The sequence below is a fragment of the Streptomyces sp. NPDC050433 genome (genome assembly GCF_044458565.1).
Classification (GTDB): Bacteria; Actinomycetota; Actinomycetes; order Streptomycetales; family Streptomycetaceae; genus Streptomyces.
In genome coordinates this window covers 20,601-34,735 of sequence record NZ_JBITIB010000034.1, presented here as the reverse complement: position 1 = coordinate 34,735, position 14,135 = coordinate 20,601, and the positions used below count along the sequence as shown (strand labels likewise).

14 protein-coding genes are annotated in these 14,135 nt (G+C 69.7%); 8 read left to right on the top strand and 6 right to left on the bottom strand.

The window, feature by feature from the left end:
- Positions 1-183 precede the first annotated feature (183 nt).
- Both ACIBLA_RS31795 and ACIBLA_RS31790 read right to left on the bottom strand, forming a co-directional pair.
- Positions 184-615, bottom strand: coding sequence for a DUF6415 family natural product biosynthesis protein (locus ACIBLA_RS31795; RefSeq protein WP_399200611.1), 432 nt, complete (start codon positions 613-615; stop codon positions 184-186).
- On the bottom strand, positions 612-1,046 hold the full coding sequence (locus ACIBLA_RS31790; RefSeq protein WP_399200610.1) for an ATP-binding protein: 435 nt from the start codon (positions 1,044-1,046) through the stop codon (positions 612-614). The genes ACIBLA_RS31795 and ACIBLA_RS31790 overlap by 4 nt, the downstream gene beginning before the upstream one ends.
- A 272-nt stretch (positions 1,047-1,318) precedes the next feature.
- On the opposite strand from ACIBLA_RS31790, the gene ACIBLA_RS31785 reads away from it, so the two are divergent.
- Positions 1,319-2,197, top strand: a complete 879-nt coding sequence (locus tag ACIBLA_RS31785; RefSeq protein WP_399200609.1) for a helix-turn-helix domain-containing protein — start codon at positions 1,319-1,321, stop codon at positions 2,195-2,197.
- A 5-nt stretch (positions 2,198-2,202) separates the two neighbouring features.
- Positions 2,203-2,418 (top strand): DUF397 domain-containing protein, encoded by a 216-nt coding sequence (locus tag ACIBLA_RS31780; protein ID WP_399200608.1) that lies wholly within the window; start codon positions 2,203-2,205, stop codon positions 2,416-2,418.
- A 63-nt stretch (positions 2,419-2,481) separates the two neighbouring features.
- Here the strand turns inward: ACIBLA_RS31780 and ACIBLA_RS31775 are convergent, their stop codons facing one another.
- Both ACIBLA_RS31775 and ACIBLA_RS31770 read right to left on the bottom strand, forming a co-directional pair.
- Positions 2,482-3,711, bottom strand: a complete 1,230-nt coding sequence (locus tag ACIBLA_RS31775) for a PQQ-binding-like beta-propeller repeat protein (protein ID WP_399200607.1) — start codon at positions 3,709-3,711, stop codon at positions 2,482-2,484.
- A gap of 206 nt (positions 3,712-3,917) precedes the next feature.
- Positions 3,918-4,325, bottom strand: coding sequence for a VOC family protein (locus ACIBLA_RS31770; protein WP_399200606.1), 408 nt, complete (start codon positions 4,323-4,325; stop codon positions 3,918-3,920).
- A 272-nt stretch (positions 4,326-4,597) separates the two neighbouring features.
- Between ACIBLA_RS31770 and ACIBLA_RS31765 the strand changes: the two genes are divergently transcribed.
- Positions 4,598-4,972 (top strand): peptidase inhibitor family I36 protein, encoded by a 375-nt coding sequence (locus ACIBLA_RS31765; protein ID WP_355185645.1) that lies wholly within the window; start codon positions 4,598-4,600, stop codon positions 4,970-4,972.
- Here the strand turns inward: ACIBLA_RS31765 and ACIBLA_RS31760 are convergent.
- On the bottom strand, positions 4,959-5,972 hold the full coding sequence (locus tag ACIBLA_RS31760; protein ID WP_363245290.1) for a hypothetical protein: 1,014 nt from the start codon (positions 5,970-5,972) through the stop codon (positions 4,959-4,961). The genes ACIBLA_RS31765 and ACIBLA_RS31760 overlap by 14 nt on opposite strands.
- A 20-nt stretch (positions 5,973-5,992) precedes the next feature.
- Here ACIBLA_RS31760 and ACIBLA_RS31755 point away from each other — a divergent pair, with 20 nt between their 5' ends.
- From ACIBLA_RS31755 to ACIBLA_RS31735, 5 genes are all read left to right on the top strand, one after another.
- On the top strand, positions 5,993-7,297 hold the full coding sequence (locus ACIBLA_RS31755) for a CapA family protein (RefSeq protein ID WP_363245289.1): 1,305 nt from the start codon (positions 5,993-5,995) through the stop codon (positions 7,295-7,297).
- Between the two features lie 221 nt (positions 7,298-7,518).
- Positions 7,519-9,879, top strand: a complete 2,361-nt coding sequence (locus ACIBLA_RS31750; RefSeq protein WP_363245288.1) for a HAMP domain-containing protein — start codon at positions 7,519-7,521, stop codon at positions 9,877-9,879.
- A 6-nt stretch (positions 9,880-9,885) separates the two neighbouring features.
- Positions 9,886-11,517 (top strand): poly-gamma-glutamate synthase PgsB, encoded by a 1,632-nt coding sequence (gene pgsB, locus ACIBLA_RS31745; protein ID WP_399200605.1) that lies wholly within the window; start codon positions 9,886-9,888, stop codon positions 11,515-11,517.
- On the top strand, positions 11,514-11,996 hold the full coding sequence (locus ACIBLA_RS31740; protein ID WP_399200604.1) for a poly-gamma-glutamate biosynthesis protein PgsC/CapC: 483 nt from the start codon (positions 11,514-11,516) through the stop codon (positions 11,994-11,996). The genes pgsB and ACIBLA_RS31740 overlap by 4 nt, the downstream gene beginning before the upstream one ends.
- A 34-nt stretch (positions 11,997-12,030) precedes the next feature.
- A complete protein-coding gene (locus ACIBLA_RS31735; RefSeq protein WP_363245285.1) occupies positions 12,031-13,116 on the top strand; it encodes an NlpC/P60 family protein in 1,086 nt (361 codons plus the stop codon).
- A gap of 50 nt (positions 13,117-13,166) precedes the next feature.
- On the opposite strand, the gene ACIBLA_RS31730 is transcribed toward ACIBLA_RS31735, so the two are convergent.
- Entirely contained in the window at positions 13,167-13,889 is a 723-nt protein-coding gene (locus tag ACIBLA_RS31730) for a GntR family transcriptional regulator (RefSeq protein WP_363245284.1), read from the bottom strand.
- Between the last annotated feature and the right edge of the window lie 246 nt (positions 13,890-14,135).

The window sequence follows — 14,135 nt, the reverse complement described above, 5'->3', positions numbered from 1 at the left end:
GACGGCGGCCTGCCTGAGTGCGTGTACTGCGGATTCCAGTGTTCTTCGAGCGCTGCCGAGCCGGCAGTGACATACGTCATCACTTCGACGTGAACGGTCAGCAGCCGCGCCACAGCGCCACGACGATCGAGCCGCCGACGGCGATGACCGCGAGGACGTAGAGGGCCTGGGCCTGGGCGGCGCTCACCGGTCCGGTTCCCCCGCGGCTTCGTGAAGGTCGACGAACGAGCGGGTGGTCTCGGCCAGGGCGCGCATCAGCTCGTACGCGTGCAGGGGCGGGGTGGTCGCGTCGAAGGTGCCGCAGAGTTCGAGCAGCCGGTAGGCGTCCCTGTGGAGGGCGAGCGATGACGGGGCGTCCGTGTCCCCGTCGTACTCGCTCAGCAGGAGTTGGAGATGTCCGCGGAGTGTGAGTGTGGTGGCGTCCACCCAGGCGCGCTCGGGCAGGGGGAGTTGAAAGTCGAGGGCCTGGGCGACGGTCCGGGAGATGGTCGCGAAGTCGATGGGGAGGGGGCGGTTGAGGGCGGCGAGTAGCCGGTGGAGCGTCCGCGAGTCCTTGGCGAACCTCAGCGGTCGCTTACGCCAATGGGCGCCGGGCGTACGGCGGTTGGACGTCATGAGGCGGACGCCTCCCGCGTGTCGACGGTGCACCAGGTGCGGGTCCCGCGCCGGCCCCAGGCGCGGGCGAGCGCGGCGACGAGCAGTAGCCCGCGGCCCGTCTCGTCCTCCGTTTCCGGGTTACGGACCTCGATCCGCGCGGGCGACCCGTCGTCGGCCTCGATGAGCACGTCGCCGCTCGGGCCGTACGAAATCGAGAACCGGACCCGGTCGCCGCCACCGTGCACAACGGCGTTGGTGACGATCTCACTGACGAGAAGCAGCACGGTCTCGACGGCGTCCTCCCGGACGTCGCCCTCCCGCAGAAGCGTCCCTGTGATGCGGCGCAGATTCGCGACGCGGCGGGTGTGGGGGCGGAACGAGACGCTCAGGCGGACGGCGTCCCGTATGTCGACTGCGATGGGTGGGACGGGAGTTGCGCTGCGCGTCATGGGGGGCATGGGGAGTCCTTGTCGTCGAATCTCCACACTCACGCAATGAGTTGAATCGACTGCGATGCGTGAGCTACGCGTATAGCCTCGCATCGGATCGGCCACATCGGGACGGCTCTGACAGGATTCCACGATCAAGTTTCTTCGTGAAATCCCGCCCGCGTGAGGGGTGTTCGCCCCGAGGCGCGGTAACTCCCGGCGAGACGCAGAACGTTCCTTGTGGAGGCCGAAGAAGCACCGACACACTGGGCAATACGCGGAGAGGACAGCAGATGATCACGGACATCGAGTCGGCAACGCCCGCTCTGTGCCGTCTCCAGTTGGGCAGTGAGCTGCGCCGGCTGCGGATGGATGCCGGACTGACATCTCGTCAGGTGACGCGAAAGCTCCTTTGGAGCCCGTCGAAACTGACCCGGCTGGAGACGGGTGAGAACGCGTCCGTCGAGACCTCGGACATCATGGCGCTCTGTCAGATCTACGCAGCGGACGCGGAGACGACCGAAGTGCTCAAGGGGTATGCGGCCGTGACCAAGACGAAGCGCGACTGGTGGCAGTCGCCTCTGCACCGCCCGGTCATCAGCCCTGGTTTCAAAGCGTTCCTCGGTATGGAGGCCACGGCCTCCGCTCTGCACAACTATGAGTCCGAATACGTACCCGGCCTCTTGCAGACGGAGGCGTACGTACGGGTCATCCATCACCGCGCGTACGACGGTCTCAGCCAGGAGGAGATCGACCGCATGGTCGCGCTACGAATGACACGGCAGGAGGTCCTGCGTAGGGAGTCCCCGCTGAAATTCACCGCGATCATGAGTGAGGCCGTGCTACACCGGCAGGTGGGAGGCCCGGAGGTGATGCGGGCGCAGCTCGCTCACATTGTTGAGGCCGCATCGGTGCCCAACGTCCGGGTGCAGGTGGTCCCCTTCAAGGCCGGTGCTCATCGAGGGATGAGTGGAGCATTCGCCACCTTCCAGTTCCGCGACAGGCTCGCGCTGAAGCCCATCGTGTATCTGGAGAATCTGGCTGACCACTGGGTGACGCGTCACGACGCGGACGTAGAGATGTACGAGGAAGCGTTCACCGACCTGCAAGCCCTTGCTCCGGGGCCGGAAGAGTCCCTGAGCATGATCAAGGAAGCGATGAAGGAGTTTTGATCCCGATGACAACCACGGTTGACGCGCTGACCAGTGCCGACTGGTTCAAGTCGAGTTACAGCGACGGCCACGGCGGCAATTGCGTCGAAGGCGCCCACCTCCCCGGCGGCGCCATGGCCGTACGCGACTCCAAGAACCCCCACGGCCCCGCCTTCGTCCTCACCGGCAACGCCTGGACCGCCTTCATCGGTGCCCTCGCCGAGGGGGAGTTCCGGCGCTGACATCCGGGCTGTGGGCTGCCCCCTCCCGGAGGCAGCCCACAGACGTTTCAGAAGCTGTGCCCGCTACGCGGGAAGCGCGTGGAGCTGCTTGCCGTGCAGGGCGTAGACGTGCTTGCCGTCGGTGGCCACGATCCACGCGTGGTAGTCGCCGGACTTGTCGTTGAACGTCCAGCGCAGGGCACCGGTCTTCGCGTCGAAGGCGTGGATGCCGCCCTGCTTGTCGAGGTCGGTGGCTCCGTAGAGGGTGCCGCCCGCCTTGACGAACTGCCGGGGTACATGGACGTTCGCCTTCGCGAGGTCCTTGGACTGCCAGATCTTCTTTCCGGTCTGCGGCTCGATGGACCAGAGCGTCCTGCCGCTGTCCGCGACGTAGAGCACGTCCTCCAGGACGGTCGGCTCCCTGAACGAGTCGAACTTGTCGGTCTGCAAGGACCACTTCTCAACGCCGTCGGACAGGTTGAACGCCTGGAGTTTCTGGCCCTGGGGGACGATCACCAGATCCTGGTGGACGGCGAAGACACTGAAGTTCGTCTTCGTCGTCTTCTGCGTCCACACCTGCTTACCGGTGGCCGTGTCGCGGACTGTGAGGTTCTTCTTGAAGTCCGTGTAGACGAGGTGGCGGCCCTGTACGACGGCGTGAACGCCGCTCTCCTCGGTACCGACGTCGCGCTGCTCCTTCCACACCACCCTGCCGGTGCCGGTGTCCAGAGCGGCGATCACGTTGGTGTAGGACGAGCCGTCGTCCTCAAGGATCTCGGCGATGACGTACACCTGTTTCTCGTCCACCGCGATCGGCTTCGGCTGCCGGTACTCCTTGCCCAGGTGGCTGCGCCAGGTCTCCTTGCCCGAAGCCGGGTCGTACCCGCCGACGGTGCCGTCGTACTTGCCACTGGCCAGATACAGGGTGCCGTTGCCGAGCAGCAGCGGCGCACCGGGGACCGCGCCGCCCTCCAGCGACCACTTCGGCCTGCCGGTCGCCCCGTCGAGGGCGGCCAGCGGATCACCGGTCGCCACCACCACGCCGTCCACGGCGACGAGTTCGTCGTTGTCCCCGTACGTCTGTGCCGAGATCGGCTTCGTCCACAGCGGCTTGGGCGCCTGCCCGTCCTGAGGGGTGGCGCCCTCGGACGGCTCGGCGCTCCCGGCTCCCCTGGAGCCCTCCTCGTCAGCCACGTCCTCGCGGCAGCCGGCCGTTCCGGCCCCCAGGCCTGTCAGCATGAGACCGCCCCCGGCCAGCCGAAGTATCCGCCGCCGGGAAGACCTGGCACCTGCTGTGCCGTACCCCGTGAACATATCGCCGTACCCCCGTGAAGTCGTATGAGCATGAGCAGGCCACTCCCGCAAAGGCGTGCGGCCCCGCGGCCAGGTACGTTAACGCTCCCGGTCCGGCACCGGTGACTCCAGGACCCGGCCGGGACAACGCCGTGAACCAACCGGAACATTGATGCGGCCTCATCGGCGCTCATCGGGCCGCGGCCGGGAAACTGGCTGGGCACGACCTACGGCGCCGGTACGGCCCCGTCCACCGGCGCGCTCGCCGCCCGTTCCCCGCTGCTGCGTTCGACGCAGAACTCGTTGCCCTCGATGTCCGCGAGCGTCGCCCAGCCGAGGCCGTCGGGCCGGCGGTGGTCCTCCACCAGGGTGGCGCCCAGGGTCAGGAGCCGTTCGACCTCCTCCTCGCGGGTGCGGTCCTGGGGTTCGAGGTCCACGTGGATCCGGTTCTTCGCCGTCTTGCCCTCCGGGACCTCCACGAACAGCAGCGTGATGCCGTCCGCGGCCACCAGCGCCTCGTCGTCGCCGGGTTGGTCCTCGTCCGACACCCGGGCGCCGAGCACTTCGGCCCAGAAGGTGCCGAGGCGGTAGGCGTCGGCGCAGTCGATGGTCACGTGTCGTACGCGAGAAGTCATGGCGGTCACTGTGCATCAGCGGGCGGACCGTGCGCAGGTCGATTTCCGCCGGGCGCCGTCCCGTCGGCCGGAGTCGGGACTCGCTCCGGTGGTCTTGAAAGGCGTGCGGCAGTCCCGGAGTGCGCGGGTGCGCTTCGGGTGCCCCCGACCAGGGAGCAGTGCGCCTGGGGGCGGGAGGGAAGTAATGGCAATGTACGTCACGTAAAGGATTTATTTCAGGCACTAACTGTTAGTTCGTGCTGCTACGTGCCTGTATCGAAAGGGAGTTCATCATGCTTCGTCTCCGTTCGTTGGCTCTCGCCACGGTCACCGCGATCGTCGCTCTCGGGGTCGTTCCGACCACCAGTGCCGCCGTCGCGCCGTCCGCAGCGGCCTACTCGTGCTCGCCGGGTTACTTCTGCATCTACAGCGACTGGAACGGCGGCGGGACCCGATGCCAGTGGTCCGACGAGAGGAGGGCCAATACCGCCGACAACTGCTCGTTCATCCAGCGCGGGCAGAACGTCCTCTCGGTGCGGAACAACACCAACCACCGGGTGCAGTACTACACACAGACCAACTACAACTCCCGGGTCGGCTCCACCCCGTCCGGCGGGGAGGGGAACCTCCAGGGCAACTACCAGATCCGGTCGTTCAAGAGCCAGTAGCCCGGGGCACGGCGCCGGGTTCCCGACTTCCGGCGCCCCACTCCCGTACCGCCGTCGCCATCGCCGCGACCGCCCGTGCCGTGCGTGCCGCGTCGCCGCGGACGGCGCGGCTCACCTCCACGTGCAGGAACGGAACATCCTCGTCGGCGGCGAGTCTGCCCTGCTTGTTGCTCCGGCCTTCGAGCGGGCACTTGTCCACCCAGGCCCGGCAGACCCGGAAACCGTCGTCGTCCAGCGCGGTCGCGAGTGTGCGGGCCTGGGGGCGGGCCAGGGTGCCCGCGCCGGTGGAGACCACGAGGTCGCGGCCGGGGACGCTGCTGTCGGCGAAGCCGTGGACCTGGATGCCGGGGAGCCCGCGGTCGACGAGTTCGGCGGAGACCGCGTGGAAGACGGTGTCCCGGCGGTGCGCGACGTCGGCCGCGTCGCCGTCGCCCGCGCGGCGGTGGGCGCCCGCGATCACCAGGACCCCGCCGGGCGCGCCGCGCAGGACGCCCGCGCCGAGCCGTTCGGTGTACGCGTCGGCGACCGGGTGCGGGACCTGGACGCTGTAGCGCGGTGGGGTGTCCAGGTCGACGTAGACCCGGCCCCAGCCGCGCCGGGTCTCGTCCGTACGGTCGGCGATCTCCGCGTAACGGCGCCCGGGGGGCGCGTCCCGCACGATCCGGACGCCGAAGTCCACGTCGGCCAGTCGGCGCGCGCCCTTCGTGTGCTCTCCGTCCACGTACAGCGCGACGCCTTCGGCCAGGGCCTCGCGTTCGGCGCGGTCCGGGGGCCGGAAGCGGGAGTCGGCGACGACGTCGGAGGCGTACGAGGAGAGCCGGCGTTCCAGGCCGGACGAGGGGGCGTCCGTCGGGCCGGGGCCCGGGGACGGGTCGTCGGTGCGGGCCTTGTCGAGCGCCGGTACGACCACGGCCACCGCCGCCACCAGGAGTGCCAGGAGTACGGCGGTTCGCGGCAGGTTGATCGCTGCCGCTATCTTTTTGGTCGGATCGGGGCTCATGTTCGAGCGAAAGTATCAGGGTGAGACCACAGAGAGACACATCCTTCATAGGCCGCCGCCTGCCCCGGAGCACCGTCGCTCTGGCCTTCGCGCTCCTCGCGACGACGGCGGCCGGCTGCTCCCTCGTCGGTGACGGCGATGCCGCGGGGGCGCCCAAGGGTGAGCCGGCGTTCACCGTCGCCGCGGCGGGCGACATCCTGATCCATCCGCAGCTGACCCAGCAGGCGTACCGGGACGCCGGTGTCACCGAAGTCCCCGAGGCGGTCGGCAAGAAGGTCGGCGCGGACGTGCCGGACCCGGACTTCACCAAGATCATGGCCGGGGTGAAGCCCGTCATCAGCAAGGCGGATCTGGCCATCTGCCACTTCGAGCCGGTGGTGGCCGGGCCGAAGGGGCCCTTCCGGAGCTTCCCCGACTTCCTGGTGCCGCCGCAGATCACTACGGCGATCAAGAAGACCGGTTACGACACGTGCTCGACGGCCTCCAACCACACGCTGGACGACGGCGTCGGGGGCGTCAACCGCACGCTGGACGCGCTGGACGCGGCGGGGCTGAAGCACACCGGTTCCGCGCGCAGCGCCGCGGAGGCGGCGAAGCCGCTGATCGTGGACGTGAAGGGGGTACGGGTCGCCCAGCTCTCGTACGCCTTCGGGTTCAACGGCCGCGAGGTGCCGGCCGACAAGCCGTGGCTCGCCAACGAGAACTCGTTCGACGCGATAGCCGCCGCCGAGAAGGCGGCCCGCAAAGCGGGCGCGGAGGCGGTGATCCTCAGCATCCACTGGGGGCGGGAGCACCACCCCGACCCCAGCGCCTCCCAGCTCAAGCTGGCCCGGCGGCTGGCGAAGGAGACCGGGATCGACCTGGTCATCGGCCACCACGCGCACGTGGTGCAGCCGATGGAGAAGGTGGACGGCACCTGGATCGCGTACGGCCTCGGGAACCAGCTCGCGCGGCACGACGTGCCGTCCGGGCTGACCGAGGAAGGCGCGATCGGCTGGTTCGAGTTCCGCAAGAAGTCCGGCGGCGGGTGGGACGTGCAGGCGCGGTACGCGCCGACGTTCGTCACGATCCCGCCGGAGGAGGAGGGCGAGGCGGACACGAACCCGGACGCGGACGCCGAAGCCGATACGGCCACCGATGGCACCAAGGGCGCTGCGACGGACCACCGCCTGCTGGACATCGCGGGCGCGCTGCGCGCGGACAAGGAGCTGTCCCCCGAGGAACGCGCCCAGTACCGCCTCGCCTTCGAACGCACCCGCGGCACGATGCTCAACCGGGGCGCATCGAAGGACGGTTTGCGCCCTTTGAGCGAACTGCCTGACTGACGCGGCAGCATGACGCGCGGCGGCAGCTCGCCGCCGCGCGCCTCCGCCCGCGCGCGTTTGCGGAACTGAGCGGTCCAAACGTCGCACACATCACACTGATCACTCTTCGTGCAACCTTCCCCAAGGCATGGGAGTCGGACTCCTTCGGCTGGGTCTGTTCCCCGCGCGTCCGCACACGCGCCCAGAACCCGCCGCTCACGAACATCCGAAAGGGAACGCTCATGGCCGCTTCGCCCGCGAAGCGACGGCACAAGGTCCGCAGGCGGGCCGACATGTCCCTCCTCGGCGGTATACGCCCGCCCATCGCGGTCCTGTCCGCGCTCCTGCTCTCCCTCGCGGGGATCACGGCCCTGGGCTTCGGCCGCGCCGGTGAGGAATCCGTTCCCAAGGCCGTCATGACCTCGCAGCAGCACTTCGCCGAGGACGGCGCGGTCGCGATGCGGGCCTCCATCGACGAGAGCGCCGCCGACCTGGCCAGGACCGCCGGTCTGTTCAACGCGGGTGACCCGGCCCAGCCGGACGCGGTGGTCGACAAGATCGGCAGCGTCTACCAGAAGTGGGTCGGCACGGCCGTCGTCGAGATCTCCTCGGGCCGGATGCTCGCGGCCCGCGGCGAGAACGTGCCCGTCGCCGCCATCGACACCGCGAAGCTCTCCGAGGAGGGCGGGCTCAGGCCCCGTATGGTGCGGCTGGCCAACGGCGAGACCCGGCTCCTCTCGCTCCAGGTGCTGTCCTGGGAAGGGCAGCCCCAGCAACTGCTCATCGCCTCCAGCAGCCTGCGCTTCCCCGGGATCAGCCTCGGAAAGTTCCGCTCCATCGCCGTCGTCGACAGCACCGGCCACATCCTCAGCAGCGACGGCATCCCGGAGAGTGAGCAGGTCCTCACCGAGGACCAGCGCACCGGCGTCGACCGGTCGAAGAAGCAGCTCAAGGCGTTCGCCAAGGTCGCCGCCAAGCGCGCCGAGGAGCACCCCCTCAAGGCCAACGACCCCGGCGAGGGCGGCTACACCGGAGTCAGCGGCAGCCTGCGCGGCGACAGCTTCCAGGGCGACCGCGCCATCGCCGGTTACGCGGCCCTCACCGGCCCGGAGCCGGGCAAGGGCACCGTCGCCACCTCCCTCGGGCTGACCGTCGTCGCCATGGTGGACGTCGCCGAGGACCCGACGCGCGTGACCGACCCGCTGTTCGGGCTGATAGCCGCCGGTGCGCTACTGCTGATCGGCGCGCTCGCCGTCGGCGTCCTGCTCGGTACGGTCCAACGGCCGCTGCTGCGGCTCTTCCTGGAGAGCCGCCGGCTCACCCGCGGCGATCTGACCAGGCCGGTCCGGGTGCCCCGCCACGGCGAGGGCGCCCGGATCGGGGAGGCGCTGGAGCGGCTGCGCCGCCAGCTCCTCGGGGAGCGCCCCGACACGGACGAGGGCGGAAGCGGGGACGGGAGCGCGGCACGGCCCGTCCGCCGGGGCCGGATCGGCGCCCGCGCCCTGCTCGCCGTCAGCGGCATCCTGCTGCTCGTCTGGTCCGCCCCGATGCTGCTCCTGCTCAACCGGGCCGACGCCACCGCCGTCGTACCGGAGCAGGTCACCAACGACCAGCGCGAGCGCACCGACACCCTCTCCGACCGGGTGCGCCGCTCGCTCAACGAGGGCCATGCCGACCTGGTGTCCGTCGCCGGTCTGCTCGGCGAGCGCACCTCGCCCGAGGACATGACGAAGGTCCTGGACCGCACCCGCACCGACCACACGCGCTACCGCTCGCTCTACGTACGCGCCGCCGACGGCAGGATCCTCGCCCAGTCGGGCGAGTCCCCCCGGCTGCCCGACACGAAGGAGGGCGACGGCAAGGACGGTCGCCCGTTCGCCGACCCCATCGCCGTCCTCAACGACTCCGGTACGGAGCCCGTCATCGCCAGCTACGCCGAACTGCCCGGACGCGAGGGCAGCACGGTCGTCGGCGAGTTCCGCATCGACTTCATCAACTCGCTCCTCAAGCGGCCAGGGCTCGGCCAGATCCGTGTCGTCGACGCCGAACGGCGCGTCCTCGGCGGCAACTCGGGCTATCTGGCCTTCGAGGACCTGCCGTCGGCGCGGCTGACCGAACTGGCCGCCGGCACCAGCCAGAAGACCGGCGTCAGCGCCCGCGCGGGCGCCGTCGTGTACCGCGACGGCGACGGCGTACAGGTGGCGGGCGCGGCCCCGTTCGTGGGCGGCGGCGCGGCCAAGTCACTCAACTGGTCGGTCGTGAGCTGGCAGCCGGCAGCCGGGCTCGCGATCCCCGAGTACAGCCTCCAGAACCGCACCGTGCTGGCCGGTCTGCTCGGCATCACCGCCGCCGCCGCGTGCCTGGGCTGGCTGCACATCATCGTCGTACGGCCGCTGCGCGAGGTGGCCCGGCAGGCCGAGTCCCTGGCGGACGGCGACCGCCGCACCGTGCTCTACCCGCGCCACCACGACGAGGTCGGCGCCATCGCCCGCTCCCTGGAACTGCTGCGCCAGCAGGTGCTCGAACAACGCAAGCGGGACGGCGCCGGGGCGGCAACGGCCCCCGCCGCAGGCCCCGTTCGGGCCCCCGCCGGAAGGAACTGACCGACCGTGCTCTTCCTCTACACCGTCCTGCTGGTGTGCTCCGCGTTCCTGCTGGTCGCCGGCGTCGTCGAGCAGCGCCGCCACTTCACCAACCTCAACCGCATCCCCTCCCGCGTGCTGGTCAACGGCATCCGCGGCAAGTCCTCCATCACCCGGCTCTGCGCGGGCGCGCTGCGCGGCGGCGACCTGGTCACCGTCGCCAAGACCACCGGCACGGCGGCCCGCTTCATCCACCCGGACGCCACCGAGGAGCCGGTCTACCGGAAGTTCGGGATCGCCAACGTGGTGGAGCAGATCGGGATCGTACGGCGCGCGGCGGCGTACAACCCCGACGCGCTGGTCATCGAGTGCATGGCCGTCATGCCGGCCCTCCAGGAGATCAACCAGTCGAAGCTGATCCGCTCCACGATCGGCGTGCTGTGCAACGTCCGTGAGGACCATCTCGCCGAGATGGGGCCGACCTTGGACGACGTGGCGCGCTCGCTGTCGCGCTCGATGCCGGAGGACGGCATCTGCGTCACGGCGGAGAAGGACCGCTTCGACATCCTCCAGGAGGAGGCGGACGCGCGGAACTGCCGGCTGATCTACGCCGATCCGGAGACGGTCAGCGACGAGGAGCTGCGCGGCTTCAGCTGGTTCACGTTCAAGGAGAACGTGTCGATCGCGCTCAAGGTCGCCGAACTGCTGGGCGTGGAGCGCGAGACGGCGCTCCAGGGCATGTACGACGCACCGCCGGACCCCGGTGTGCTGTCGGTCGAGCGGTATCTCACACCGGACGGGAAGCGGCTGCGGTTCGCGAACGTCTTCGCCGCGAACGACCCCGAGTCGACGCTGATGAACATCAACCAGCTGCTCGACCTGGGCGCGATCGCCCGCCCGCTGAACGTCGTCATCAACTGCCGTCCCGACCGTGTCGAGCGCAACGGCCAGATGGGCGAGATCATCCCCGACCTCCAGCCGGACCAGGTGTTCGTCATCGGCCACCCGGCGAAGAGCGCGATCGACGCCATTCCGGCGGACTGGCGCTCGCGGGCGGTGGACCTGGGCGGTGACAAGCGCGATCCCGAGGAGTTCATGCGGGAGCTGCTGGGGCGGCTCGGGCCCGAGTCGTCGCTGGTCGCGATCGGCAACATCCACGGGCAGGGCGAGCTGCTGCTGGAGCACCTGGCGGAGCTGCCGGCGGACGAGACGCCGGACCCCGACACAGCTGCGGCCACAACCGGGGCCGCGGACCCCGTGCCCGCGCCGGCTCCGGCGGCTGACCCGGCCGGCGACCCGGCCGAGACGGCGGCCCTGCCGGTCGTCGTCGTACCGCAGCAGACCCCCCGGCCCGCGATCGCGCCCGCCAGTGAACTGGTGGCCCGGCTGGCCGCCCAGCAGCCACCCGCGTCGCCGAACGCCGCTGAACACCCGCGCCACGACGAGACGATGAAGCTCCAGCGCTACTCACCCCACATCGACCCGTTCCAGCCCTATCCCCAGGCGTACGAGGAGCGCTACCAGCGCCCGGCCGCGAAGCCCCGTGGCCCCTTCGAGCCCGTACACATGCCGACCCCCGCGCCGGCTGAGGGCGAGCAGCAGCACCCACAGAACCCCCGCACCCCCCGCACTCCGCAGAATCCTGGAGAACCCCGTTGATCCCCGCAGTCCTCACGCCCGAGATCGCCGCGATAGGCATCGGCCTGGGCCTGATGTTCTCCCTGATCTGCTATCTGACGACCAACCTCTCCCCCGGCGGCATGATCACCCCCGGCTGGCTCGCCCTGACCCTCGTCGAGGACCTTCAGCGCGCCGCCATGGTCGTCGGTGTGACCGTGCTGACGTACGTGACCACGCTCCTGGTCCAGCGCTTCGTGATCCTCTACGGAAAGCGGCTGTTCTCCGCCGTCGTCCTCATCGGTGTGCTCCTCCAGGCGACGGTGATGTTCGTGCTGTCGCTGGAATTCCCGCTGCTGTACGCGAACCAGACGCTCGGCTTCATCGTGCCGGGCCTCATCGCGTACCAGCTCGTCCGCCAGCCCAAGGGGGCGACCATCCTCGCCACCGGCACGGTCACGCTCATGGCGTACGTCGTGCTCACCGCCGGCATCCTGCTCGGCGCCCTGCCCACCACCTGACCTGACCACTGGACCCTGACGGAGCTGACCTCTCATGAGTGCCAAGGCCAAGAAACGCGGCGCCCGCCGCGTCCTGCACGCGACGACCGTCATCGCGCTGCTCGCCGGCAGCGCGTACCTGACCGTCGAGCTGCGCAAGGACGAGCAGGCGAAGGCGCCCGCCGTCCAGGCGATCACGGACACCCCGGACCTGACGTCGGCCGGCGACGCGCGGTCCGGCGAGCAGAAGTGGGAACGGCTGAAGAACCCCGAGCGCTCCGTGCTGCGTTCCGGGAGCGGGGCGGTGCTCGCCACCTTCACCGACGGCGCGCGCACCGCGACGCTGACCGGGCCGAGCCGTACGTTCTCCGAGCCGACGAGTACCAAGTCCCGCGTGGTGACGGAGAACTGGGTGCGGCTGATGCCCGAGCCGTGGAAGAAGGGCGCGGAGAAGGAGAAGTGGTTCAAGGACTGGTTCGAGGAGTTCTTCGGCAGCGAGGAGGACGACCTGTTCGCGTACGCCTTCCAGTACGTCGAGGGCGCCCCGGTCAAGGAGGACGGCGAGGGCACCCCGTACGCCGGTGACGCGGACTTCGGCCCGATCAACCCCGAGGGCAGCGAGGGCGCGGACTACCGGCTCGAACAGTCGGATTTCTACGACTACCTGGGCATCCCCTACACCTTCCGCGACGGCACCACCATCCAGCCGGAGCAGAAGCGCTACCGCTCCATCGACTGCTCGGGCTTCATCAGGACGGTCTTCGGCTACCGGGGCCGCTTCCCGCTGATGGCCGACGACAAGAGCGGTGACGGCCTGCCGCGTACCGCCAACGGCATGGCGCGTTCGCAGACCGGCACGGACATCATCAAGCTGTCGGGGGGCTCGCCGCCGTACGAGCGGCCGAAGTCGATCAGTGTCCTTCAGCCGGGCGACCTGGTCTTCTTCAAGCTCGACGCGCGGACCAAGGAGCGGATGGACCACGTCGGGATCTACATGGGCGTGGACACCGACGGCCACCAGATCTTCGTCTCCAGCCGCGAGGAGGTCAACGGCCCGACGATCGGCGACAAGGGCGGCACGTCACGCCTGGACGGCAACGGCTACTACGCGAAGACGATGCGCAGCGCCAAGCGCCTCTGAGTCGGCGGAAGTTGACGGAAGTTGGCCGGGCGCGCGGCCGTCGCCCCCGGTCACTCCCACATCACGATGTTGCGTCGCACCGGAACCGCGCCCGAGTCCGTCGCGAAGAGTTCCGGTGAGCGTGCCCTGATGCGCTCGACGTCGTCGAAGACGGCCCGCAGATGGGTGCGCATGGCCGCGCGGGCCAGGGGGATGTCGCCGGCCAGGACCGCGTCGAGGATTTCGACGTGCTGGGCGGCGAAACCCGACGACGTGGCGGTGTCGTAGAGCCCGAGGCGGCGGGCGCGGTCCAGGTGGCCCTTGGCCGAGACGACGGTCGTCCAGGCGTTGCCGTGGCCGCTGAGGCGCAGGAGCGTCTGGTGGAAGGCCTCGTCCAGCTCGAAGAAGTCCTCCAGGCCGAGACCGGGCCGCTGCTGTTCCCGCAGATTGCGCCGCAGTTCGTCGACCAGTTCCGGGTCCAGCTCGGCGGGAAGGCCGGGAAGGTCTTCGAGCGAGGCCAGTTCCACGGCCTCCCTGAGGAACTGCGCGTCGGCCACCCTGGCCGGGTCGACACGTGAGACGAAGGACCCCACCTGCGGGAAGACCTGGACCAGGCCCTCCTCGGACAGCAGGATCAGACTCTCCCGGACCGGCGTGCGGCTCACGCCCAGCGATGCGGCGAGTTCGTTCTCCGACAGGGCCGAGCCCGGCGGGAACTCCAGCGTCAGAACCTTGCGGCGCAGCGTCGCGTAGACGGCGCGGCGGCTGGTCCGCCGCTGGTTCGATCGAGGCATGCGCTCATCGTATCGGGGTGCTGTCACGCCTGACGCCCTCTCATTCGAGATAGCCGCTCTGACCTGCGACGAAGCACCGCTCACACATCCCGGCCGCCGCATCGGCAGCCGTATCGGCCACGGCACGGCCCGCGCGCGCCCGTACGCGCCGTACGCCACACAAATACTGCCACACAAGTATTGCATCACTTCCCGACCGATGCTTGTATACCAGTCGCGCCCGTACGGGATCGTCCGAAGGAGTGG